The sequence below is a fragment of the Pseudomonas syringae group sp. 243L2 genome, from assembly GCF_032587875.1.
GTDB lineage: Bacteria > Pseudomonadota > Gammaproteobacteria > Pseudomonadales > Pseudomonadaceae > Aquipseudomonas > Aquipseudomonas amygdali.
Window position 1 is genome coordinate 68,209 of record NZ_JAWHPL010000014.1, and the last position, 21,264, is coordinate 89,472.

General features: G+C 58.7%; 22 protein-coding genes and 2 pseudogenes. 18 read left to right on the top strand and 6 right to left on the bottom strand.

The window, feature by feature from the left end; genetic code table 11:
* Window positions 1–37: 37 nt before the first annotated feature.
* Window positions 38–322: pseudogene (locus RYB66_RS07595) on the bottom strand (hypothetical protein); the annotation flags it as partial.
* 114 nt (window positions 323–436) lie between these two features.
* On the opposite strand from RYB66_RS07595, the gene RYB66_RS07600 reads away from it, so the two are divergent.
* The 17 genes and pseudogenes from RYB66_RS07600 (at window position 437) to RYB66_RS07680 (ending at window position 13,656) form a co-directional block, all read left to right on the top strand.
* Window positions 437–1,066 carry a DUF1780 domain-containing protein gene (locus tag RYB66_RS07600; RefSeq protein WP_003430735.1) on the top strand — a complete coding sequence of 210 codons (630 nt, stop codon included), beginning with the start codon at window positions 437–439 and terminating at the stop codon, window positions 1,064–1,066.
* Window positions 1,063–1,596: an MOSC domain-containing protein gene (locus RYB66_RS07605; RefSeq protein ID WP_005745473.1), complete on the top strand. Its 534-nt coding sequence runs from the start codon at window positions 1,063–1,065 to the stop codon at window positions 1,594–1,596. The genes RYB66_RS07600 and RYB66_RS07605 overlap by 4 nt, the downstream gene beginning before the upstream one ends.
* A gap of 13 nt (window positions 1,597–1,609) precedes the next feature.
* Window positions 1,610–1,717, top strand: a complete 108-nt coding sequence (locus tag RYB66_RS07610; RefSeq protein WP_080164415.1) for a DUF3094 family protein — start codon at window positions 1,610–1,612, stop codon at window positions 1,715–1,717.
* A gap of 96 nt (window positions 1,718–1,813) precedes the next feature.
* Complete coding sequence (locus RYB66_RS07615; protein WP_316894181.1) at window positions 1,814–3,112, top strand: NAD(P)/FAD-dependent oxidoreductase; 1,299 nt, start codon at window positions 1,814–1,816, stop codon at window positions 3,110–3,112.
* Window positions 3,113–4,064: 952 nt separating this feature from the next.
* Entirely contained in the window at window positions 4,065–4,898 is an 834-nt protein-coding gene (locus RYB66_RS07620; RefSeq protein WP_371321922.1) for a methyl-accepting chemotaxis protein, read from the top strand.
* A 9-nt stretch (window positions 4,899–4,907) separates the two neighbouring features.
* Window positions 4,908–5,276 (top strand): response regulator, encoded by a 369-nt coding sequence (locus RYB66_RS07625; protein WP_002553206.1) that lies wholly within the window; start codon window positions 4,908–4,910, stop codon window positions 5,274–5,276.
* Window positions 5,277–5,299: 23 nt separating this feature from the next.
* On the top strand, window positions 5,300–5,590 hold the full coding sequence (locus tag RYB66_RS07630; RefSeq protein WP_316894183.1) for an STAS domain-containing protein: 291 nt from the start codon (window positions 5,300–5,302) through the stop codon (window positions 5,588–5,590).
* Between the two features lie 46 nt (window positions 5,591–5,636).
* Window positions 5,637–7,739: a chemotaxis protein CheA gene (locus RYB66_RS07635; protein WP_316894185.1), complete on the top strand. Its 2,103-nt coding sequence runs from the start codon at window positions 5,637–5,639 to the stop codon at window positions 7,737–7,739.
* A 30-nt stretch (window positions 7,740–7,769) separates the two neighbouring features.
* Complete coding sequence (locus RYB66_RS07640; protein WP_057407858.1) at window positions 7,770–9,425, top strand: methyl-accepting chemotaxis protein; 1,656 nt, start codon at window positions 7,770–7,772, stop codon at window positions 9,423–9,425.
* 50 nt (window positions 9,426–9,475) lie between these two features.
* Window positions 9,476–10,015 (top strand): chemotaxis protein CheW, encoded by a 540-nt coding sequence (locus RYB66_RS07645; RefSeq protein WP_002553202.1) that lies wholly within the window; start codon window positions 9,476–9,478, stop codon window positions 10,013–10,015.
* A gap of 9 nt (window positions 10,016–10,024) precedes the next feature.
* Window positions 10,025–10,834, top strand: a complete 810-nt coding sequence (locus tag RYB66_RS07650) for a CheR family methyltransferase (RefSeq protein ID WP_316894188.1) — start codon at window positions 10,025–10,027, stop codon at window positions 10,832–10,834.
* Entirely contained in the window at window positions 10,831–11,364 is a 534-nt protein-coding gene (cheD, locus tag RYB66_RS07655) for a chemoreceptor glutamine deamidase CheD (RefSeq protein WP_057423312.1), read from the top strand. The genes RYB66_RS07650 and cheD overlap by 4 nt, the downstream gene beginning before the upstream one ends.
* Window positions 11,327–12,403 (top strand): chemotaxis response regulator protein-glutamate methylesterase, encoded by a 1,077-nt coding sequence (locus RYB66_RS07660; RefSeq protein ID WP_004663674.1) that lies wholly within the window; start codon window positions 11,327–11,329, stop codon window positions 12,401–12,403. Before cheD ends, RYB66_RS07660 begins: the two co-directional genes overlap by 38 nt.
* Before the next feature lie 66 nt (window positions 12,404–12,469).
* Window positions 12,470–12,622: pseudogene (locus RYB66_RS07665) on the top strand (M20 family peptidase); the annotation flags it as partial.
* Window positions 12,623–12,800: 178 nt separating this feature from the next.
* The gene (locus tag RYB66_RS07670; protein ID WP_002553189.1) at window positions 12,801–13,016 is read left to right on the top strand and encodes a hypothetical protein; all 216 of its coding nucleotides are present in this window, start codon (window positions 12,801–12,803) and stop codon (window positions 13,014–13,016) included.
* A gap of 64 nt (window positions 13,017–13,080) precedes the next feature.
* A complete protein-coding gene (locus tag RYB66_RS07675; RefSeq protein ID WP_005745449.1) occupies window positions 13,081–13,257 on the top strand; it encodes a hypothetical protein in 177 nt (58 codons plus the stop codon).
* A 174-nt stretch (window positions 13,258–13,431) separates the two neighbouring features.
* Window positions 13,432–13,656, top strand: coding sequence for a hypothetical protein (locus RYB66_RS07680; protein WP_002553187.1), 225 nt, complete (start codon window positions 13,432–13,434; stop codon window positions 13,654–13,656).
* 34 nt (window positions 13,657–13,690) lie between these two features.
* Here the strand turns inward: RYB66_RS07680 and RYB66_RS07685 are convergent, their stop codons facing one another.
* The 4 genes from RYB66_RS07685 to RYB66_RS07700 form a co-directional block, all read right to left on the bottom strand.
* The gene (locus RYB66_RS07685) at window positions 13,691–15,307 is read right to left on the bottom strand and encodes a hybrid sensor histidine kinase/response regulator (protein ID WP_016981122.1); all 1,617 of its coding nucleotides are present in this window, start codon (window positions 15,305–15,307) and stop codon (window positions 13,691–13,693) included.
* Between the two features lie 75 nt (window positions 15,308–15,382).
* Window positions 15,383–16,747, bottom strand: coding sequence for a TolC family protein (locus tag RYB66_RS07690; protein ID WP_316894192.1), 1,365 nt, complete (start codon window positions 16,745–16,747; stop codon window positions 15,383–15,385).
* An 11-nt stretch (window positions 16,748–16,758) separates the two neighbouring features.
* The gene (locus RYB66_RS07695; protein WP_316894194.1) at window positions 16,759–18,897 is read right to left on the bottom strand and encodes a peptidase domain-containing ABC transporter; all 2,139 of its coding nucleotides are present in this window, start codon (window positions 18,895–18,897) and stop codon (window positions 16,759–16,761) included.
* Window positions 18,894–20,150, bottom strand: coding sequence for an HlyD family secretion protein (locus RYB66_RS07700; RefSeq protein ID WP_316894196.1), 1,257 nt, complete (start codon window positions 20,148–20,150; stop codon window positions 18,894–18,896). The genes RYB66_RS07695 and RYB66_RS07700 overlap by 4 nt, the downstream gene beginning before the upstream one ends.
* Before the next feature lie 249 nt (window positions 20,151–20,399).
* Between RYB66_RS07700 and RYB66_RS07705 the strand changes: the two genes are divergently transcribed.
* Window positions 20,400–20,624: a hypothetical protein gene (locus RYB66_RS07705; RefSeq protein WP_004658688.1), complete on the top strand. Its 225-nt coding sequence runs from the start codon at window positions 20,400–20,402 to the stop codon at window positions 20,622–20,624.
* 62 nt (window positions 20,625–20,686) lie between these two features.
* On the opposite strand, the gene RYB66_RS07710 is transcribed toward RYB66_RS07705, so the two are convergent.
* Window positions 20,687–21,187: a hypothetical protein gene (locus RYB66_RS07710; RefSeq protein ID WP_004663667.1), complete on the bottom strand. Its 501-nt coding sequence runs from the start codon at window positions 21,185–21,187 to the stop codon at window positions 20,687–20,689.
* Between the last annotated feature and the right edge of the window lie 77 nt (window positions 21,188–21,264).

Genomic DNA, 21,264 nt, shown 5'->3' on the forward strand with positions numbered 1-21,264 from the left:
ATTCCCACGCGGAGCGCGGGAACGATAATGATCGTATTTACGGCCAAGGCTTCTCCAACGCAGTCCTCAACGCATCAGCATTGCCAAACTGCTGCTGACTGACCAACTGCCCGTCGCGCAACTGTAACCACAGCCCTTTATCGTCATCGCCTGCGTACTGCGGCACGATGCGCACCTCTCGATCAAGCATGACGCGATAGCTGTAATCGCGCATTTTGGGAATGGCGAACGTCTTGGCGATGGATGGCATTTTCTGGATGTCAGCGACGAACACCGTGTGGCGTGATCTCAGAACGCCTTTTGGCTTGTCCTGAAGAGCCTCGATAAAAGCAGCGCCTGCGGGCATTTTTCGCAAGCGATCAAAAAATGAATTGCCAGCCTACACACCTGCATTCACTCTTCCAGTCATGGCAACTTGAACGCTAAGCTTGGCCCTATGGATGACTCAGACTACCTACGCCTGTTGACGATCCAGGCCGAACAAGCCAACGCCTTTCTTTCCAATGCGCGGAAGTGGGAGCGTGAGCGTTGGGTTTGTCAGCGCCTGTTGCAGGGGCTGAACATTGCGCATCGCAACGAGGACTTCACGCCTGCCACTCAGGAGCCGCCGGATGTGCTGTTTCGTGACGGGCGTTTCGAGGTGTTTTTTGTGCTCGATGAGGGCCGTCGTCTCAATGATGAGTGGCGTGAGGAGCTGGCGCGACGACGTAGCGCTTTTTCGTTGAGCCAACTGGTACGTCGAGAGGCCAAGCCCAAACGGATTCCCGCCTCTGAACTGCTGCACCGACTCGCCCCTACCCTGCGCAAGAAATCCACCAATTATCGCGAACGCGGCATTGACCTGGGCGGGCTGGATATCATCGCCTTCGCCAGCCTCAAGCGCGAGGTGCTGGACCTCAACAGTCATTTTCCGCCACCGACCGAGTACCTGCGTCAGGGCTGGCGTTCGTTGTCGCTGGTGGGGCCGACCTTTGCTCGGGTATTGTTCGCGCATCCGGGCGCTCCGGACTTTTTGCGTACCAACCTGGGGCGCAGTGTCGTTTTCGATGTTGGAATCAGTTTATGAGCCCCTTGCAGGAACTGCTGGCCGATGTGCCTCAACAAGGCCGTGTGCGCTGGATTGGTGTGCGCCCGGAGTCGCGGGCCGAGATGATCGAACTGGACGCGGTGGAAGCGAGGCGCGAAGCGGGGCTGACCGGCGATCATTCGCGACCTGGCCCGCGCAATGCACGGCAGGTGACGTTGATCCAGTGGGAGCATCTGGCTGTGGTCGGTTCGTTGCTGAACCGCTCTGCGGATAACCCCATCGTGCCGCAGGATTTGCGGCGCAATCTGGTGATCAGCGGCATTAACCTGTTCAGCCTGAAAAACCGACGCTTTCGCATCGGCCAGGCGATTTTTGAAACCACTGGCTGGTGCCAGCCTTGTGCGCGTCTGGAGCAGCGCCTTGGTCGCGGAACCTTTCAGGCGGTGCGTGGGCATGGCGGAATCACTGCGCGAGTGTTACAAAGCGGCATCATCCGCCTGGACGATGTGTTGCAGGTAGAGCCGCTGGAAATCACTGATCCCTGGCCCCCTGCCCGTCAGCACGCTTGAGACAACGCATAAATTGAGCCGCCACCTGAACCCGGAACCGCAAAGGTGTGTCGAAGAGTACCTTCAGGCAAACCGGCATCCAGTCGAGCGCAGGCCGCTCCTGATCCCGGTGTTGCCGTGATGAACCCGTTTATTGAGCCTTCTGACGCTATGAGCTGCCTTGCGCTCGCGAAGATCAGGCTCCCCGCGAATTCCTTAAACCTTCCGAGTAATCCTTATGACGCATCGTATTGTTATCGTTGGCGGCGGCGCTGGCGGTCTGGAGCTGGCGACCAGCCTGGGTAAAACCCTGGGCAAGAAAGGTACGGCCAGTGTCACCCTGGTCGACGCCAACCTGACGCATATCTGGAAACCGCTGTTGCACGAGGTCGCGGCCGGCTCGCTCAACTCGTATGAAGACGAGCTGAACTACGTGGCTCAGGCCAAGTGGAACAACTTTCAGTTTCAGCTCGGGCGCATGATCGGGCTGGATCGCGCCAGTCGCCAGATTCACCTGGCCGAGACGCTGGATGAAAACGGTACCGAACTGGTTCCGGCACGCAGCCTGGGTTACGACTCGCTGGTCATCGCCGTGGGCAGCACCACCAATGATTTCGGCACCACGGGCGCGGCGGAACATTGCCTGTTTCTCGACAGCCGCAAACAGGCCGAGCGCTTCCATCAGCAACTGCTCAACCACTATCTGCGTGCTCACGCAGGTCAGGCTGACAGTGCTCAGGAAATCACCGTGGCCATCGTTGGCGCAGGTGCGACGGGTGTTGAACTGGCGGCAGAACTGCACAACGCGGCGCACGAGCTGGCGGCTTACGGGCTGGGCCAGATCAAGCCGGAAAACCTGCGCATTACCGTGATCGAAGCCGGGCCTCGGGTGCTGCCTGCATTGCCAGAGCGTATCGGCGCGCCGGTGCACAAGACACTGGAAAAACTTGGCGTGACGGTGCTGACCAATGCCGCGGTGAGCGAAGTGACCGCCGACGGCTTGATCACGGCCAGCGGGCAGGTCATTCCGGCCAGTTTGAAAGTCTGGGCGGCAGGTATTCGTGCCCCGGCGTTTCTGCATGAGCTGGATGGGCTGGAGAGCAACCGGATCAATCAGTTGCAAGTGCTGCCGACGCTGCAAACCACCCGTGACGAGAATATTTTCGCCTTCGGTGACTGCGCCGCCTGCCCGCAAAAAGGCACCGACCGCAACGTCCCGCCACGCGCTCAGGCTGCTCATCAGCAGGCGTCGTTGCTGGCAAAATCGCTGCGCCTGCGGATCGAAGGCAAGACCTTGCCGGAGTACACCTACAAGGACTACGGATCGCTGATCTCGCTGTCGAGCTTCTCGGCAGTCGGCAATCTGATGGGCAACCTGATGGGCAGCGTAATGCTTGAAGGCTGGCTGGCGCGGATGTTCTATGTGTCGCTGTATCGCATGCACCAGATGGCGCTGTACGGCACCTTCCGCACCCTGATGCTGATGCTGGGCAGCAAGATCGGCAAAGGCACCGAGCCACGGATGAAGCTGCACTAAGGCCCGCCAGCCGAGAGGCGTGCGGGAACACACCATCGTGCCCATGCTTCGCGTGGGCATGCCCTTCTGCGCGCCCTGCGTCCTCTCTTGAAGTGACCTGTGCAGCGCAGTCCGCAAGAACACCATCGTGCCCATGCTCCGCGTGGGCATGCCGTTCTGGACGCTCTGCGTCCTCCTTGAATTGACCTGTGCAGCGCAGACTGCAAGAACACCATCGTGCCCATGCTTCGCGTGGGCATGCCCTTCTGCGCGCCCTGCGTCCTCCTTGAATTGACCTGTACAGCGCAGAACTTGCGACGCAGAGCGTCGTGAAATTCATTCCCACGCTGGAGCGTGAGGAACGAGAGGCGTGCGGGGAGAACACTATCGTCATGCCGCTCTGGACGCTCTTGAGTGCATCTCGCTCTGCGCTGACTTGCAGTGCCCTGAATACCCGCTATTTTTAATCTGACCGGGCTCTGCGCGATGCGATCGGACGGAAGGCGCTCGTACAGGTATCAAGTTCGTCTGCACCGCGCAGATAACCATTGAGTCGTGTACAACGCTGCACTGTTCAAGGATCGAACCCATGATGTCGAATCATTCCAGCAGTACTCCTGCGCAAAGTCGTCCGCATTTCATCTGGTTTTCTCTGATTCCCGTCATACCTGCCGTTGCCTGGATCCTCACGCAATCCGGTACAAGTACGACCAATCTGCTTGCTTGTGCGGCACTGCTCGCTATAGGTCTCGGTGCCTGTGCACTGGCTGCCCGCACCCAGCAGAACGACGTGCGTCGCGCTGTTGCCCAAGCGCTGGACCATCACCAGGCACATAACGCTCAAACCAGTGCCATGTCCTCCCATGCACAGCTCAATGAAGTCTTTCTCGGTGCCATGCCGATCTGGGCCAAACAGGTCGAAAGTTCGCGCCAGCAGACCGAAACCGCCATTGTCGAGCTGAGCAGCCGCTTTATGGGAATTTCCGAACGCTTGCAGGAAACCGTGCAGGCCTCGCAGCACGCTGCCGGTGAGCTGGACGGTCAGAATGCCGATGGCGCTCTGAAAGTCCTGTCCCAGAGCGACAGCGAGCTGAGCCAGGTGATTGACTCCCTTAAAGCCACCCAGGCCAGCCGCGACCAGACGCTCTCCCAGGTTCGCAGCCTGACCGCCTACACAGGCGAGTTGCGCACCATGGCCGCGGACGTCGCAGCGATTGCTGCACAGACCAACCTGCTGGCCCTTAACGCCGCGATTGAAGCGGCGCGCGCAGGTGAAGCCGGCCGTGGTTTTGCCGTGGTCGCCGACGCAGTGCGCAGCCTGTCGAGCAAGTCCAGCGAAACCGGTCAGCAGATGTCGGCCAAGGTCGACATCATCAACAATGCCATCACGCAACTGGTGCAGGCCGCCTCCAGCGGTGCTGATCAGGACAGCCATTCGGTGGCAGCTTCCGAGCAAAGCATCCAGAACGTCCTGGAGCGTTTCCAGAGCATTACCGGTCGCCTGGCCGAATCCGCCGACCTGCTCAAGCAGGAGAGCTTCGGTATTCGCGACGAAATGACCGAAGTCCTTGTAAACCTGCAGTTTCAGGACCGGGTCAGCCAGATTCTCGCTCACGTACGCGACAACATCGACTCTTTGCACGCGCATCTGTTGCAAGCCAGCCAGTCTCCCGATGAGGCCGTCGCCATCGACGCCCGGCAATGGCTGGCGCGCATGGAGTCCACCTACGCGACCGACGAGCAACGCCGCACTCACCGCGGCGAATCGGCAGCACAGCAGAGTTCGCAGGAAATCACGTTTTTCTAGGAGTAGATCATGGCTAAGAGTGTATTGGTGGTCGACGATTCAAGCAGTGTCCGGCAGGTTGTCGGCATCGCGCTGAAAAGTGCCGGATACGACGTTATCGAGGCCTGCGATGGCAAAGATGCACTGGGCAAGCTGACCGGGCAGAAAGTGCACCTGATCATCAGCGACGTGAACATGCCGAACATGGATGGCATCACGTTCGTCAAGGAAGTGAAGAAGCTGGCCAGTTACAAGTTCACGCCGATCATCATGCTGACCACCGAGTCTCAGGAATCGAAAAAGGCAGAAGGTCAGGCGGCAGGTGCCAAGGCGTGGGTCGTCAAACCGTTCCAGCCAGCGCAGATGCTCGCAGCGGTTTCCAAGCTGATCCTGCCCTGAGACAACGGGCCATGGAGGCCAGCATGCCAACCCCAGACGACAATCAGCCTGACGCCACCCGCGTGCAGATCGACGGCGAGCTGACGATCTACACCGTGACCGCACTCGCCGCCCGTTTGCTGCCACAGATCACTGGTGCGGCGCGAGTGGAAGTCGACTTGTCGCAAGTTACCGAGATGGACGGTGCCGGCCTGCAATTGCTGGCAGTCATCCAGCGCGAAGCCGGCAAGACCGGGACCTCGCTGCGCATGACCGGGCAAAGCAAGGCAGTCACCGAAACCTTCGAATTATGTAATCCCGGTGTCGTGCTGTAGCGCGTCCATTTGCATTATTGCCGAGTGATGGATCAAGGAAGTCATCGTGAGTATTAATCTCGATCAGGCACAGCAGACGTTCATCGTTGAAGCGCGTGAGCTTTTGCAGGCCATGGAGGAATCTCTCCTGCAACTCGAAAGCGAACCGGGCGATCAGGACGCGATTGGCGCAGTGTTCCGCGCAGCGCACACCATCAAGGGTTCGGCCGGGCTATTCGGGCTGACGCCTATCGTCAGCTTCACCCACATCGTTGAAGACGTGCTCGACCGCCTGCGTGAAGGCAGCGTGTCGGTGGACGCCGGGCTGATCGCAGTGCTGCTCAAGTCCGGCGATCACATGCTTGAGTTGATCGACGTAGTGGCCAGTCGTGGCCAGACATTGCAGCCACCAGCACTGGAACGCGAAGCGGCGCTGCGTCAGGCGTTACAGGTCTATCAGGCGCCGGGCAATGCCCAGCCTGCTGACGAGGCGCAAGCGCCGAGTGTGATCGATGAACAGGCTGCCGAAGTGCTATGGCATATCTCGCTGCGTTTTGGCGTGGATGTGTTTCGCAACGGCATGGACCCGCTGTCGTTCCTGCGTTACCTCAATACGCTGGGGCAAATGGTTCAGGTCACTACCGTCACCGACAGCATCCCGGCGTTGGAAGCGTGGGACCCGGAATCCTGCCACCTGGGCTTCGAGATCGATTTTCGCTCGTCTGCCGGGCATGCCGCGATCAACGAAGTGTTCGACTTCGTGCGGGAAGACTGCGCCGTAGAAATCACCTTGATGAGCGAGACAGCAAACCACGTCGACCCCACTGGCACAGACCTGGTCTCGCAGACCGGACAAAGTCCTGCGGTTGCCAGCGGCGAACTGCTGGGTGACCAGCGTGCCGTGCCGCGTGCGCCTGCTGCGGCAACAGCTTTAGAGCGCCCTTCTTCGGCCAGCGAGCAGAAAAACAAGGACGGTCGTTATGTGCGCGTCAATGCCGACAAGCTTGATGAGCTGATCAATCTGGTCGGCGAACTGGTCATCGCTAGCGCCGGGGCCAGCCTGCTGGCCCGTTCGTGCGACAACGACCCGCTTCAGGAAGCCAGCTCGACCGTGTCGGGGCTGGTCGAGCAAATTCTGGATGGCGCGCTGCACCTGCGCATGATCCCCATCGGCGACACCTTCAATCGTTTTCGCCGCGTAGTACGTGATGTCAGTCAGGAACTGGGCAAGGACATCGACCTGATTATCAACGGTGCGGAAACCGAACTGGACAAAACCGTTGTCGAGAAGATCGGCGACCCGCTCATGCACCTACTGCGCAATTCCATGGACCACGGCATCGAAAGCGCCGAAGCACGTCGCGCGGCAGGCAAGCCGGCAAAAGGTCATTTGAGCCTTAATGCGTACCACGACTCCGGCAGCATCGTCATTGAAATTGCCGACGACGGTGCGGGGCTCAACCGCGAGCGGATCCTCGACAAGGCCCAGCAGCGCGGGCTGGTGGCAGCTGGCGCAAGCCTCACCGATCAGGAGATCTACAACCTGATCTTCGAGCCGGGTTTTTCTACCGCCGAGGCCGTCACCAACCTGTCAGGGCGTGGTGTCGGCATGGATGTGGTGAAACGCAATATCACCTTGCTGCGCGGCACTGTGGACCTGGACAGCCAGCCCGGTCAGGGCACCATCGTGCGCATTCGCCTGCCGCTGACGCTGGCGATCATCAATGGTTTTCTGGTCGGTATCGATCAGTCGACTTACGTGATCCCGCTGGACATGGTTCAGGAATGCATCGAGCTGGACGAACAGAATCGTCACCTGACCCGCGACAGCGGCTACCTCGACCTGCGTGGCGAAGTGTTGCCGCTGGTCTACCTGCGTGATCACTTCAACCATGAAGGCCCCGCTGCACGACGCCAGAACGTGGTGGTGGTGCGCTACGCCGAACACAAGGCCGGGTTGGTGGTAGATGACCTGCTCGGCGAGTTCCAGACCGTTATCAAACCTCTGGGCAAGCTGTTCGGCGCACTGCGCGGCATCAGCGGCTCGACGATTCTGGGCAGCGGTGCGGTGGCGTTGATTCTCGACATACCGGCCTTGCTCAACCAGATCGTACAAATGGAAGCCCGCTCGACCCAGGCGCCTCAATCCCTATTGCCCACTTCTCGCTGACGGATTTGCAATTCCCAAGGAGTTACTTCAATGAAATGGTTTTACGATCTGAAGATTTCCACCAAGCTGATTACCTCGTTTCTGGTGGTTCTGGCGTTGACCGCGGCCATGGGAGTCTTTGCCATTATCCAGCTGGGCCAGGTCAACCAGGCCGCCCAGGACATCAAGGAAAACTGGATGCCGTCCATGCGCGCGGCGTCGGGCATGCGCTTTTACGCAGCCAACTTTCGGCTGAAGGAAAACCGCCACATTGCTGCCGACTCTGCCCAGGAAAAGACGCAGATGGAGCTTGAGGCAGCAGAAGCGCGCAAACAGTTTGAAACGCGGCTGGCCACTTACGACAAGTTGATCGTCAGCGATCAGGACCGGCAGATGTTCAGTGCCGTGAGTGCCTCCTGGTCCGCCTACCTGAAAGTCAGCGACAATCTGTTCGCTCTCTCCCGGCAGGGCCAGGAGACCGAAGCGCGTGCCTTGCTGCGCGGCGAGTCCAAACTGCACTTCGACGAAGTCACCAACCAGTTGCAAAAGATGGTCGAGCTCAACGACGCTGGCGCGACTGCCGCTGGCGACAAAGGCACGAGCCTGTACGAAAGCGCGCGCATCTCGATCATTGCCGTTCTGGTTGCAGCCTTGCTGGTCGGCCTGGGTCTGGCGCTGTTCATTGCACGGATCATTTCCCGCCCACTGAAAGAGGCAGCGACTGCCGCCGAGCAACTGGCCGAAGGCAACCTGAACGCCCATATCGGGCACGGTTCCAAGGATGAAACCGGCATGGTGCTGAACGCCATGCGCAACATGGTCGGCAAGCTGTCACACATTATCGGCGAAGTGCGTAACGCCGCCGACAACCTGGCCAGCGCTTCGGAAGAAGTCAGCGCCACCGCGCAGTCAATGAGCCAGGCTACCAGCGAACAGGCGGCCAGCGTCGAAGAGACCAGCGCGTCGGTCGAGCAGATGAGCGCCAGCATCAACCAGAACACCGAGAACGCCAAAGTCACCGATGGCATGGCCAGCAAGGCTGCCAAGGAAGCGACTGACGGCGGCGAATCGGTGCAGCAGACCGTCGTGGCGATGAAGAAAATCGCCCAACGCATCAGCATCATCGACGACATCGCTTACCAGACCAATCTGCTCGCCCTCAACGCGGCCATCGAAGCAGCCCGTGCGGGCGAACATGGCAAGGGCTTCGCGGTAGTGGCCGCCGAGGTGCGCAAGCTGGCTGAACGCAGCCAGGTCGCGGCTCAGGAAATTGGCGAGCTGTCGTCCAGCAGTGTGGAAATGGCCGAGAAAGCCGGCAAGCTGCTGGACGAAATGGTGCCGTCGATCAACAAGACGTCAGACCTTGTGCAGGAAATCAGCGCGGCGTCAGAGGAACAGGCTGCCGGTGTGGCGCAAATCAACACCGCCATGACCCAGCTCAATCAGGTCACCCAGCAGAACGCTTCAAGCAGCGAAGAACTGGCCGCCACCGCTGAAGAGATGAGCAGTCAGGCCGAACAGCTGCAACAGGCCATGAGCTTCTTCACCCTCGATGCATCGCCAAGGGCCGTCGCACAAGGCAGCCCTGTCGACGGCCGCAGCAGCCCGAACCGCCAGCCCCCGCGCCCACCGCAACAGGCTCCGCGCAAGGCGTTTGCGCAAAGCATGGCGGGCGCCCCGGACGAATCGGAATTCACTCGTTTCTGATGACTGGCTGCTGATTGCCGGCCTCGATAGCGATTCACAGGGAGAACGACATGGGCTCATTGGTCACGACTCGACAGACCGCCACGGCGGTCGAGGAAGAGGCGCAGTACCTGACTTTCATGCTCGGTGGCGAGATGTTCGCCATCGGCATTCTGGGCATCAAGGAAATCATCGAATACGGCAGCCTGACGGTGGTGCCGATGATGCCCGCCTTCGTGCGCGGAGTGATCAACCTGCGCGGTGCTGTAGTGCCCGTGGTTGATCTGTCGGCGCGCTTCGGGCGACAGAACTCGGACATCACCCGGCGCTCGTGCGTCATCATCATCGAGGCCAGCAGCGAGGACGGCCAACCGCAGGACATCGGCCTGCTGGTCGATAACGTCTCGGCGGTGCTGGAAATACCGGCCTCGCAGATCGAACCGCCACCGAACTTCGGTGCGCGCATTCGTGCCGACTTCATCAGCGGCATGGCCAAGGTCGACGGCAAGTTCGTCATTGTCCTTGAGGTCGATCGGGTGTTGTCTATCGATGAAATGTCCAGCCTCGCCGAAGCAAGTCAGTCGCTGCCTTCCGACGCCGACGCGACGTGAGGCCTGCACATGCCTGATACAGCGTCGCTCACCGATCGCGAATTCGGCCAGTTCCAGAACTGGCTGTACAACGCTGCGGGCATCAAACTGACGCTGGCCAAGAAAGCGCTGGTCGCCGGCCGTCTGTTCAAGCGTCTCAAGCATTACGAGCTGGACAACTATGGCGAGTATTTCAAGCTGATCATGAACGATCAGCGCAACGGCGAGCTGCAAGTGGCGCTGGACCTGCTGACTACCAACGAAACGTACTTCTTTCGCGAACCCAAGCATTTTGATTTTCTGCGTCAGCAGGTGCTGCCCAAGGTGGCGCCGGGCAAGGTATTCAGGGTCTGGAGCGCCGCCAGTTCATCTGGCGAAGAGCCCTACAGCCTGGCAATGACGCTGGCGGAACAACTGGGCACCACGCCCTGGGAAGTGATCGGCTCGGACATCAGCACCCGCGTGCTGAGCAAGGCGCGCAGTGGGCATTACCCCATGGAACGCACCGAAACCCTGCCCCAACCGTTGTTGTTCAAATATTGCCTGAAGGGCATTGGCCGTCAGGAAGGCACGTTTTTGATCGACAAATCGCTGCGCAGCCGGGTCAGCTTCGTGCAGGTCAACCTCAACGAGACCCTGCCCGATCTGGGTGAGTTCGACGTGATCTTTCTGCGCAACGTGATGATCTATTTCGATCAGGAAACCAAGAGCAAAGTCGTGGCGCGTTTATTACCGCGCCTCAAGTCCGGGGGGTATTTCATCATCAGTCATTCGGAAAGCCTCAACGGCATAAACGACACGCTGAAACTCGTCTCCCCTTCGATATACCGCAAGCCATGATCAAGCCCGTCGGCGTGGCCGAAATAGTCCTGGCTCCCGGCGAAGTGGTCTTCGAGACCCGGCCTGCGCGCTTGCGCACATTGTTGGGCTCGTGCGTAGCAATCACGTTCTGGCACCCGTGGCGGCGTATCGGTGGTATGTGCCACTTCATGCTGCCAGGACGTATTCGCAAGGGTCAGCCACTTGACGGCAAATACGCTGATGAAGCGATGGAGATGCTTATTAGCCATGCGCTGGCCAGCGGGACGCTTCCGGAGGAATATCAGGTCAAGCTGTTTGGCGGCGGCGAGATGTTTCCGGCGCAGCGCCACGACCAGCAGATGCAGAACGTCGCAGATCGCAACATCAATGCGGCGCTGACGCTGGCCGACCGGCATCGCCTGAAGCTGATGGCTCAGGACCTGGGCAGCACCGGCCATCGCAACATCATCTTCGACCTGTGGAACGGAAACGTATGGGTCAGGCACCAACCAATGGAAGCAATCGAAAAAGATGCCAAACAAAAAAATCAGCGTATTGCTGGTCGATGATTCGGCCGTCGTTCGCCAGGTACTCGTGGCCATTCTCAACGACACCCCCGATATTCATGTCATGGGCGCGGCGTCGGACCCGATATTTGCCATGGCCAAGCTGGCTCAGGAATGGCCGGACGTCATCGTGCTGGACGTGGAAATGCCCCGCATGGACGGCATCACCTTTCTCAAGAAGATCATGAGCGAACGGCCGACACCAGTGGTGATCTGCTCGTCGCTGACCCAGAAAGGCGCAGAAACTTCGTTGCAGGCGCTGTCTGCCGGGGCGGTGGAAATCATCACCAAACCTACCACCGGCCTGAAGAACTTCCTCATTGATTCAGCCGCCGAGCTGGTCGCGGCAGTCCGCGCAGCGGCGAACTCCAACGTCAAAAACCTCGGTAAGCGCACGGCTCCGCCCGTTCTGGCCCCGGCAAGCAAACTCACCGCAGACGCCATTTTGCCCGCAGCCAGCGGTCACGCCATGGCGCAGACCACCGAGCGCATTGTGGCCATCGGCACCTCGACCGGCGGCACTCAGGCACTGGAAGCGGTGCTGACTGCCCTGCCCAGAGTCTGTCCGGGCATGGTCATCGTTCAGCACATGCCGGAAAAATTCACGGCCTCGTTCGCCGAACGTCTCAACGGCTTGTCGCAGATCGAGGTACGCGAAGCCAGAAACAACGACCGCATCCTGCCCGGCCTGGCCCTGATTGCGCCCGGCGGCAAACACATGATGGTCACTCGCAGCGGTGCCTATTACCACGTTCAGGTCATCGACGGCCCACTGGTCAACCGCCACCGCCCTTCGGTGGACGTGCTGTTTCGTTCGGTGGCCAAATTCGCCGGCAAGAATGCTACGGGCATCATCATGACCGGCATGGGCGACGACGGCGCACGCGGTTTAAAGGAGATGCTTGATGCCGGAAGCTCGACAGTGGCTCAGGATGAAGCCAGTTGCGTCGTGTTCGGCATGCCCAAGGAAGCCATCAAACTGAATGCTGCGCAGAGGATCATGCCACTGCAGGAAATTCATCAGGCGATATTGCACCGGTGAGATTGGAGGAGCGCCCTGGCTTGGGAACATATCAAGGTCAGGTTCGCCCGCATCATCGTGAAGACAGGCCCGGGAGAGCCGAGCATGGCCCACAAGGTGGATGAGTATTGTGAGGTCAGCAAACTTCAACAGTGCGTCGAGCTGTATGACGGTTTGATCGAAGACTGGGCAAACATTCAATCCACCGCTGCAGCACAACACACTAACGCATCACAATAATAGCCTTTTAATATTAAGCCACTGTCTTAGCACACCTGTACTATTTCTTTAGCCTGCGCACTGGTTAAGTATTGTAACGGCCACTTACACTTATCAGGCAATGACTGAAATGCCTGTAATGCGCTAATGGCTTACTGACCAGAAGCTTTGAAATAACACGACAAACAGGTGATTTCAAATGAATAAGGAATTAATGATGCGCGAACTCGACAATGAAGAACTGGCACAGATCGGTGGCGGTATGACAGTAACAGAAGGCTTGACAGCCATCGGTGTAGTAGCCGCTGCTGTGGCGGTGGCTCCGGTGACTGCGGTCGGTGCTGGTGTCATATTGGCCGGCGTGGCAGGTGCCAGCGCGATTGACGCCTTTCAGACCTACCAGATGGCGCAATAACACGCCTTGCCATTTCGGGTGGGCAGCGCAGTGCAGGCACCTACCGGGAAAACAGGAGAACATTATGATGCCCGATCGTCATAAGCTCTTTGGGAAAACCGTCAATTCGTCGAGACTGTTCTGGCTGGCAGCGCTCGCGTTTCTTATTGCCGCCAGTATTGATTTTCAATGGCATTACATTGGCCTTGCCGGCATGTTTACAGCGCTGGCCGCCACCGCTCGGCGTCGGCAGGAAACCTGACAAGCCCAGACTCATGATGAATGACTTGATCATCTAACCTCTTGCAACGGTTGGTCCGGCTGCAAAACTCACAGACCGCCAGCGCCTGGATACAACCGATTGCACACGAGGATCAAGCCGCCCGACCGCCCACTTGGTTTATAGTATTTTTCAATAACGACCACGAGGTTTGACATGATTATCCGCAATCAGAAAACCACTGGAACCACCGTCGACAATTATTCGGTTCATGCTCATGTACTGACCGACGCCGAGATGTACAGCGTCTCCGGTGGTGCCGATTTCACCATCATGCCGGTGCCTGGCATTGGTGTGATCAAACCGGACCCGATCTGCGTGTATCCATTCCCTGACGTGCCCCCGCCGTCGGATATTCGCGGGCCATTCATTACTGCCTGATGCCCCGTTATTCCCTGGCCCGTATGCACGCAGGTCAGGGAGTACTCATCCGCCGCTCGCGAATCGAGAGCAGGTTCAGACGCAGTTCCGAAGGCCGCAACGGCTTGGACAACACTGACACTTCCGCGCCCTGCATTGACTCAAGCACGACTTCCACTTCCCTCCCGGTAACAATCAGCGCAGGCACATCCCAGCCACGGGCAGCTCGTATACTCTCGATGCAGTCCAGACCATTGGCCACTGTGCCCAGATCGTAATCGGCGACGATAATGTCGCAATGAGTGGTGAGCCCCTCCGCCGATCGGGCGGTCTGCACTTCGCATCCCCACCTTTCAAGCAGCGCTGCGGTGGCCATCAGAACGTTCTGGTCGTCCTCCACCAGACACACCCTGACCCCTTTGAGCAGGCTCTCGCCCAATGCCTTCTTGGGTACCACCCGAACAGGCGCGCTCACCTCTTCAAGCCCATGAATGGTGACCGTAGTCCCGCGGTCTATTCGCGAGGCAATCGCGATTTGCACATTGAGAATCTGGCTGAGCCTTTTGACGATTGACAACCCCAACCCGACGCCCTCCACGTCTTTGTCGCGCACATGGCGGATGCGGTAGAACTCGTCACAGACCCTGGGCAGATGTTCGGCAGCAATACCCCGGCCCCGGTCATACACGCTGATCGACAGACGCCCCGCATGGCTGCGCACACCGATCAGCACCGGGTGATCAGGGGCATATTTGAGCGCATTGGAAATGATGTTCTGCACCATCGTGGCGAGCAACGTGGCATCGACCCTGACCCAGCGTCGACAAGGTCGCACCCGAAGCTCTACACCGGCCCAGCGGGCAGCCGCAGTGTTCTGATGAGCGACTTCATTGAGCATGTCACCCAGATTGACCACATCCGACTTGGCTGAAACCTTGCCGCTGTCCAGCGTGTAAATATCCAGAATCGAGCGAAACAGCTGCGACACGTTGTGCAGGGAGCGATCGATATTATCGACCAGTTGACGCTCATAATCGCCCAGCGGGCTGGACCGCAGGCAAGCGGTAAACATGCCGATGGAGTGGATGGGCTGGCGCAGGTCATGGCTGGCCTGAGCCAGAAACCGCTCTTTCTCGCGATTGGCCACGGTCGCCTGCTCTGACGCCTCGCGAGCCCTCACCAACAGAATGTGCGCATAGCCAGGCACCAGAATAGTGACGGCGACAAGCATCAGGACCATAAATGGCTGCGCCTGCCAGTACGGCGTCAATTGATAGATGACCAGTATCGCCAACAAGGCCAGGGACGCCGCAATTGCAAGATATCGCGAACCAAAGCGCATGCCGTTGCCTAGAGTGACCCAGACCATCACGCTGAAAACCGGCAGTGTTGCCTCCCCGCCAACGATCAGTCCGACGGAAATGGCAGTGTAGTCATGCACCATCCCGAATACACGGCGCAACGCAAATACACCTGGATAGCTGATGATGTGCTGGCGCAAGATCAGAGAAACCACCAGAAAGCCCGCATAATAGAAAATGATGGGCTGATAGGTGGCAACCTTGAGCCCCGGCAGAAGGCCAATCAACGATACATAGCTGATCGCGAACGTCGCCACGATCAACCGCAATGTGGCCTGATCCAGTTCAGCGTTTTTCTTTCGGTCTTTCATGGACGCACCTCGTTGTGCAGGGAGCGCAGTACATTCTTGCGTCCATGCAGTCGATCACCCGGGCCTGTGACGGCATCAGTCGCCGATGTTCAGGCTGCCAAGGTCAGATGCCAATTGCAGCTTGGCGTTATGCCAGTTGACCAGAGACTCCACGCGTTTCTGGGTCGCCGCGCTCAGATCGTTTTGCGAGCGCAGAAGCTCAAGAATACTGCCAACGCCTGCTTTGTAACGACCCTGGGCAATTTCGTAAGACTTGCTGGCACTCTCGACAAAAAGACGACTGATTGCCAGCGCCCTTGTTCTGGACTCCAGGGTCTGTCGACTCTTCCAGACACTGAGCGCAATACTGTTTTCAACCTCGTGCAGGGCCTGTTCGCGGGCGGCGCTTTCGTAACGGGCGGCCCGCGCTCTACGCCGATTGAGAAAGCCATCGAAAATCGGCACGGTGATTTGCACACCGATAGTCCAGGTGTTCACCTCCTGACGGGTTGAAACCTGCTCGATGGGTGTGTCCTGACGGCTGTAATTGCTGAACAGCGACACCGTCGGCAGCCCCTGGGCTTTTGCCGCATCGGCCTTGGCCTGGCTTGCCGCCCAGTCGGCGCGGGCCTTTTCGATAGCCGGATGGGACGCTCTGGCCTGCTCCATCAAACTATTGACGTTGCCCAGAAACACCCCTTCATCAGCCCCGGGTTCATCCAGTTCAACCAGCTTGAGCGGTGCTGATGGCGACAGCCCCAGTTGGCTGGCCAACTCGCCTTGTACCGCCGCCAGATCGCCCTCCGCCATGACCCTGTTCAATTGTGCTTCGGCATAACTGGATTGAGCCTGGAGACGATCCGTCTGCTCGCCGGCACCCTCGCGATACTTTGCGTCAGCGGCTTTCAGACTGTTGGCCGCCAGACGCTCGGCGCTGATTCTGGCGTTTAACAACGCCATGTTCGCCTGTACTTGATAGAAAACCCGGGCGGTGGCAAGCATCGACTTCTGCACCTCTTCGATCCGGCTGCTACTGGCGACATCCAATAACTGCCGGGCGCTTTCTACTTTGGCGGCGCGCAGGCCAAAGTCGAACAATACCCAGCTCAGGTTGAGGCCGTAGACGCTGGTGTTGGAGTTCAACCTGGAGTCGGCTTCGGGAAAACCCGGGTAGCGCGTGGTCTTGCCAGCCCGCCCCTTTTGAAACTGCCCCTGCACGGTCGGATAGTAAGCCGAATGCTCGGCATCCAGGTCAGCCTGCCGTGCCAGCTCGGTCAGCCAAACCTCACGCAATTTCGGGTCGGCACACAGCGCGACAGACACGGCCGTTGCCAAACTCAATGCGTCTGGCAGACGACTGGAGCCGGGGCATGCGTCCACACGGGCATCGGCCATGCACAACGACGTCATTAACAGGCAGAACGCGCTCAACATACACCGCCAGCCAGCGCAACGAATCATGCCCCGCCGCCTCACGCTGAAGGAGCCTCATTGAGCACCGGGCCGTCGTAGGCAACCCGGCCTTGCGCAAGTGCCACGACCCGATCCGCCGTGCGGATGGTTTCCGGACGGTGGGCAACTATGATGCGGGTGATGTTCAACGTTTGCAGCGCCTGATTGACTGCGGCTTCCCTGTTGATGTCCAGGTGGCTGGTCGCTTCATCGAGAAACAGGAGTTGCGGGCGCTTGTAGAGGGCGCGGGCCATTAGCACCCTTTGCTTCTGCCCACCGGACAGTACCGTGCCCATGTCGCCCACCAGCGTGTTATAGCCCATCGGCATCTGCGCTATATCATCGTGGACTGCAGCGAGATGCGCGCATTGCTCGATCCATTTCTGATCGGCACCGGTCTCGAAAAAACAGATGTTGTCGCCGATGGAGCCGGCGAACAGCACATCGTCCTGAAGCACCGTGCCGGTGATACGGCGCAGCCTGCCGATGTTTTCCGGCCCGACCGGCAAGCCATCCAGCAGAACACTGCCCGCGCAGGGTGCCAGAATGCCCAGCATGACATTGAGCAAGGTACTTTTACCGCCACCCGAGGGACCGACGATGGCTACCGATTCGCCTGCGCGGATATGAATCGACACGTCGTCCAGCACATACGGTTCATGCTCGGAATAGCGAAAGCGCAATTGCCGTACTTCAAGGCTGGGCACCCTGTCGTTGCACGCGTCATCGAACGTATCCGGACCGGCAATCGGCTCGGCATCGTGCAGCACGATGTCGGCGAGCCGCTCACCGTGCAGGCGCAACATGATCACGTCGACAATCTTGTCGATCAGACCAGCCACCCGACCGTTGAACTGCTCCTTGTACGAGTTGAACGCAATCAGCATACCGGCGCTGAATTGCCCTTCCAGAACCAGTCTGGCACCCATCCAGATAACAATGATCGTGACCAGCCCGAACAGCACGCCGTTGAAGGCCCGATAGGCCAGTTGCAGTTTTTGCGGGTGCAGACCGGCATTGATTTCCTCGACCAGTAAAGCGCTCCAGGCACTGCAACGCTGCTCATGCCGATTGAACAGCTTGATGGTGCGCACGCCGCGCGCGCTTTCCAGAAAGTGCGACTGCTGACGAGCAGCATGGACTAGCTGGTTCTCGCTGGCACGCCGCAACGGCCCGAACCAGATCCAGCGCGCCAGGCCGTAGATAATCATCGCCACCACTGCAACAAGCGCCAGCTTCGGGCTATAGGCAATCATCAGCCCCAGCGTGACGACCGTCATCAGCCCATCCAGCAGGGCCTCAATGAACGATGTGGTAACGGTCTGCTGGATGGCCTTCAGAGAACCGAAGCGCGAGACGATATCGCCCAGATGACGACGCTCGAAAAATGCCACCGGCAGGCGCAGCAGATGGGTAAAGACATTGATCTGCCACTGTGACCCGAGCATCGTGCCCAGGTACATCAGCGCCCACGCACGGGCCAGCGCAACGGTGTGCTGAATGATCAGCAATAGGCCAAAGCCGATCGCCAGCACCGTCAGCAGGTCCAGGTCTGCGCTGACCAGCACCTTGTCGATAACCGTCTGCATGAAAAACGGACTGAGGATGGTACACAGCTCCAGCGCCAGGGCCAGAAGCAGCACCTGCGTCAGCACCCGGCCAAAGCCCTGTACTCGCCCCAGCAGTTTGCGCAGCGGGATCGGCGGCTGTGCAGCGGCGGGCTGAAAATCACTTTCCGGCCACAACTCCAGTGCCACGCCGGTGAATGCTGCCGACACCTCGTCAAGCGTCAGCTTGCACAGGCCACGCCCCGGATCATGCACCACAACACCGCGTGCATTGACCTCCTTGAGCACTACGAAATGGTTGAAGTTCCAGTGCAGCACGCAGGGCAACTGCAACTGACCGAGCGCATTCAGCTCGACCCGCAACGCACGGCTGCCCAACCCGAGCCGCGCAGCCATGTGGGTCAGTTGCTTGAGGTTGACCCCTTTCATTGAGGGCGAGAGACGTTGCCGCAACGACAAGAGGTCACTGTGCTGGCCGTGATAGCTGGCGATCATGGCCATGCACGCCAGGCCACATTCAGTGGCTTCGGCCTGGAGCACAACCGGCAGCTTTCTCCCCACACCAAAAGCGAAGGTATTTCTCAGGTTCAAAGCCGCTTTCCTATTCCGCGCAAAGGCTCCAGCATCCACTCATAGAGCGGCAGCCTTTCCTGCATGATGTCGGCGTCCAGTTGCATGCCGGAACGCAAGCGCTCGTGCATGCCCTGGCCGTCGATGGTTTGAGACGCCAGGGCAACCGTGACCCGGTAGAAAGGCCCCTGTTCACGCATCGGCTCAGAGACGTTGCCCAGGGTCATGACTTCATCGGCCGGCAAGGCGGTACGCGAGATCGATGACACCCTGCCCGGTTGCAGTCCAAAGCGTTGATAGGGATAGGCCTGGTAACGCAACATCACCGTGTCACCAGTGCGCACGAACCCCACGGAGCGGCTGGGCAGATACAGTTCGGCGTGCAGTTTTGCGTCGGCAGGCACAATGCTCAGTAACGGTCGCGTACTGTCGACTCGTGATCCATTGGAGACCGCGATCGCCGTGGCCTCACCCAGCGTCGGTGCGGTGATGAAAATCTCTCGTTTGGTTTCACTTTCGATCAAGCGGTCCTGATTCTCGGCCAGCCTGCGTCGCAGATCGGCAAGCTGCTTGCTCTGGTTGAACGGCAGCTCGACCAGTTCCGCCCGCAGCCTGGTGCTTTCGGCACGAACCGTCAGCAGCGAGCGATTCAGCTCTTCGCCCCGCAAGCGCATGTCCAGAACTGCATCCTGCTTTTCCTGAAGCTGGTCACGGGACACGTAGTCCTGGCGTTGCAAGTTGGCGTAGCGCTCGGCAAGGCCCTTGGTCAAAGCCAGCCGCTGACGCGTCAGGTCGATTTGCGCGAGTATTTTCTGCTGCTCGGTTTCAAGCGCCGCGACCTGACGTTTCTTGCCCTCCAGCTCCTGAAGATGCAGAGCGAGCGTCTCGTCGATTTCCTGAGCGAGGCTTTCCTGACGACGTTTGATCGACAGGCTGATCGCCCGTTGCGCGCCACCCGCCTCACCGCTTTGCGTGTCGCTGGACAAGGCCATCAGCACGGCGCCGTCTGTAACGTGTTGCCCCTCGACGATGTCGAGCCGGGTGATCACGCCAGCTTGTGGTGAGTAGATCCTGATCAGGCCGGTTTCAGGCAGCAGTACGCCGCTTGCGGCTGTACGTTTGGTGTAGGTGGCGAAGGTCAGGAACAGGCCCATGCTGATGCAGAACAGCAACGCCACCGCAGCGGCCAGCCTCATCGACAATGGACTGACCAGCAAAACCGTCCCCAACGTACTGCGCTTTTGCGCATCAAGCGCCTCAGATCGAAAGAGCATGAATGACCATCGCTTCAATCATCAGGAATGCTCCATAAAACAGGCACCATAAACGGGCGACGCATTACAGCCCTGACGACAAGTAACCTCAATAGCACACATGAACTAATGGCCAAAAGACACACTAAAAAGTAGCTCATTTGTGCTATTGAGGTGTTTGTAAGCGGTGACTTTAATGATGCTGTCTTCCGTCGTTCAACGGTACGGAAGCCCTGATTTATCAATGACACTTTCAGAGGAAACAACGCCATGACTCAAGCAGTGAACCCACAACAGGCACATAATGCGCTTCCTGCCGGACCAGCACTTCGAGTGCTGAACGAGACCGAGTTGAGCCAGGTCGGCGGTGGTATTGAATTCAGCGCATTTGGTTACACCTTCGCAGGCGGAGAGTCATTTGCGCCAGGTTTCAATTATGCATCCATCACCAACTCGCGGGGTATTCCGGTTTATTACACAACCTGGCAGAACTGACAGCGTTATCAATGCGCGGCTTACAGAACCCGGACATTGTCCGGGTTTTATGCTGACGGCTTCTATTTCTGAAGTGTGAATTCGGCTTTGTCAAAAGACAGCCAGCAAGCATCATTGTCGGTCCACTTTGATTCACTGGTGCCCAACACACCTTTCACAAGAACCCTGTCGCCCTTCTTGAAGCTGCTTATTTTTTTCTTGTTGACCAACAGGTCATCGCGGGTCAAGCCCTGGCCCGTGCATTTGGGATTGGACGGATCGCTGAAGATGACCGCAATCTGATTCTGACCGACCGCCGTCCCGGTTTTAGTAATGCGCTGTACGACGCCAGGAATGATCAGTGTTTGAGCGTCCCATTTTTCTTTCGCGGTAACCTCATTGGTCTGCCAATCGCGCCATATTTCTGTCAAGGTTGTTTCTCTGGCTTCGGCCAGCCCTCTGAAATCCCCGCTCAGTACATCACCCGTTTGATCAAGAACGCCATTGGTCATTGACATGGCCTGATCAAGACCCGCACACCCCGACAATGCCAGAATCAACGGAAACAAGGCTACACTTTTCATTCATACACTCCACTGACTGGCACACCAGACACCTAACGCTGCCACCCATTATTTAAATAATTAACGTCGAATAATTT

Excerpts from the sequence above, each read along its gene's own strand:
- RYB66_RS07710 (WP_004663667.1), bottom strand. The coding sequence starts at position 21,187 with ATGAAAAGTGTAGCCTTGTTTCCGTTGATTCTGGCATTGTCGGGGTGT.
- RYB66_RS07690 (WP_316894192.1), bottom strand. The coding sequence starts at position 16,747 with ATGATTCGTTGCGCTGGCTGGCGGTGTATGTTGAGCGCGTTCTGCCTG.
- RYB66_RS07605 (WP_005745473.1), top strand. The coding sequence starts at position 1,063 with ATGAGCCCCTTGCAGGAACTGCTGGCCGATGTGCCTCAACAAGGCCGT.
- RYB66_RS07660 (WP_004663674.1), top strand. The coding sequence starts at position 11,327 with ATGCCAAACAAAAAAATCAGCGTATTGCTGGTCGATGATTCGGCCGTC.
- cheD (WP_057423312.1), top strand. The coding sequence starts at position 10,831 with ATGATCAAGCCCGTCGGCGTGGCCGAAATAGTCCTGGCTCCCGGCGAA.
- RYB66_RS07650 (WP_316894188.1), top strand. The coding sequence starts at position 10,025 with ATGCCTGATACAGCGTCGCTCACCGATCGCGAATTCGGCCAGTTCCAG.
- RYB66_RS07685 (WP_016981122.1), bottom strand. The coding sequence starts at position 15,307 with ATGAAAGACCGAAAGAAAAACGCTGAACTGGATCAGGCCACATTGCGG.
- RYB66_RS07670 (WP_002553189.1), top strand. The coding sequence starts at position 12,801 with ATGAATAAGGAATTAATGATGCGCGAACTCGACAATGAAGAACTGGCA.
- RYB66_RS07640 (WP_057407858.1), top strand. The coding sequence starts at position 7,770 with ATGAAATGGTTTTACGATCTGAAGATTTCCACCAAGCTGATTACCTCG.
- RYB66_RS07680 (WP_002553187.1), top strand. The coding sequence starts at position 13,432 with ATGATTATCCGCAATCAGAAAACCACTGGAACCACCGTCGACAATTAT.
- RYB66_RS07700 (WP_316894196.1), bottom strand. The coding sequence starts at position 20,150 with ATGCTCTTTCGATCTGAGGCGCTTGATGCGCAAAAGCGCAGTACGTTG.
- RYB66_RS07630 (WP_316894183.1), top strand. The coding sequence starts at position 5,300 with ATGCCAACCCCAGACGACAATCAGCCTGACGCCACCCGCGTGCAGATC.
- RYB66_RS07645 (WP_002553202.1), top strand. The coding sequence starts at position 9,476 with ATGGGCTCATTGGTCACGACTCGACAGACCGCCACGGCGGTCGAGGAA.
- RYB66_RS07705 (WP_004658688.1), top strand. The coding sequence starts at position 20,400 with ATGACTCAAGCAGTGAACCCACAACAGGCACATAATGCGCTTCCTGCC.
- RYB66_RS07625 (WP_002553206.1), top strand. The coding sequence starts at position 4,908 with ATGGCTAAGAGTGTATTGGTGGTCGACGATTCAAGCAGTGTCCGGCAG.
- RYB66_RS07675 (WP_005745449.1), top strand. The coding sequence starts at position 13,081 with ATGATGCCCGATCGTCATAAGCTCTTTGGGAAAACCGTCAATTCGTCG.
- RYB66_RS07620 (WP_371321922.1), top strand. The coding sequence starts at position 4,065 with ATGGGAATTTCCGAACGCTTGCAGGAAACCGTGCAGGCCTCGCAGCAC.
- RYB66_RS07600 (WP_003430735.1), top strand. The coding sequence starts at position 437 with ATGGATGACTCAGACTACCTACGCCTGTTGACGATCCAGGCCGAACAA.
- RYB66_RS07615 (WP_316894181.1), top strand. The coding sequence starts at position 1,814 with ATGACGCATCGTATTGTTATCGTTGGCGGCGGCGCTGGCGGTCTGGAG.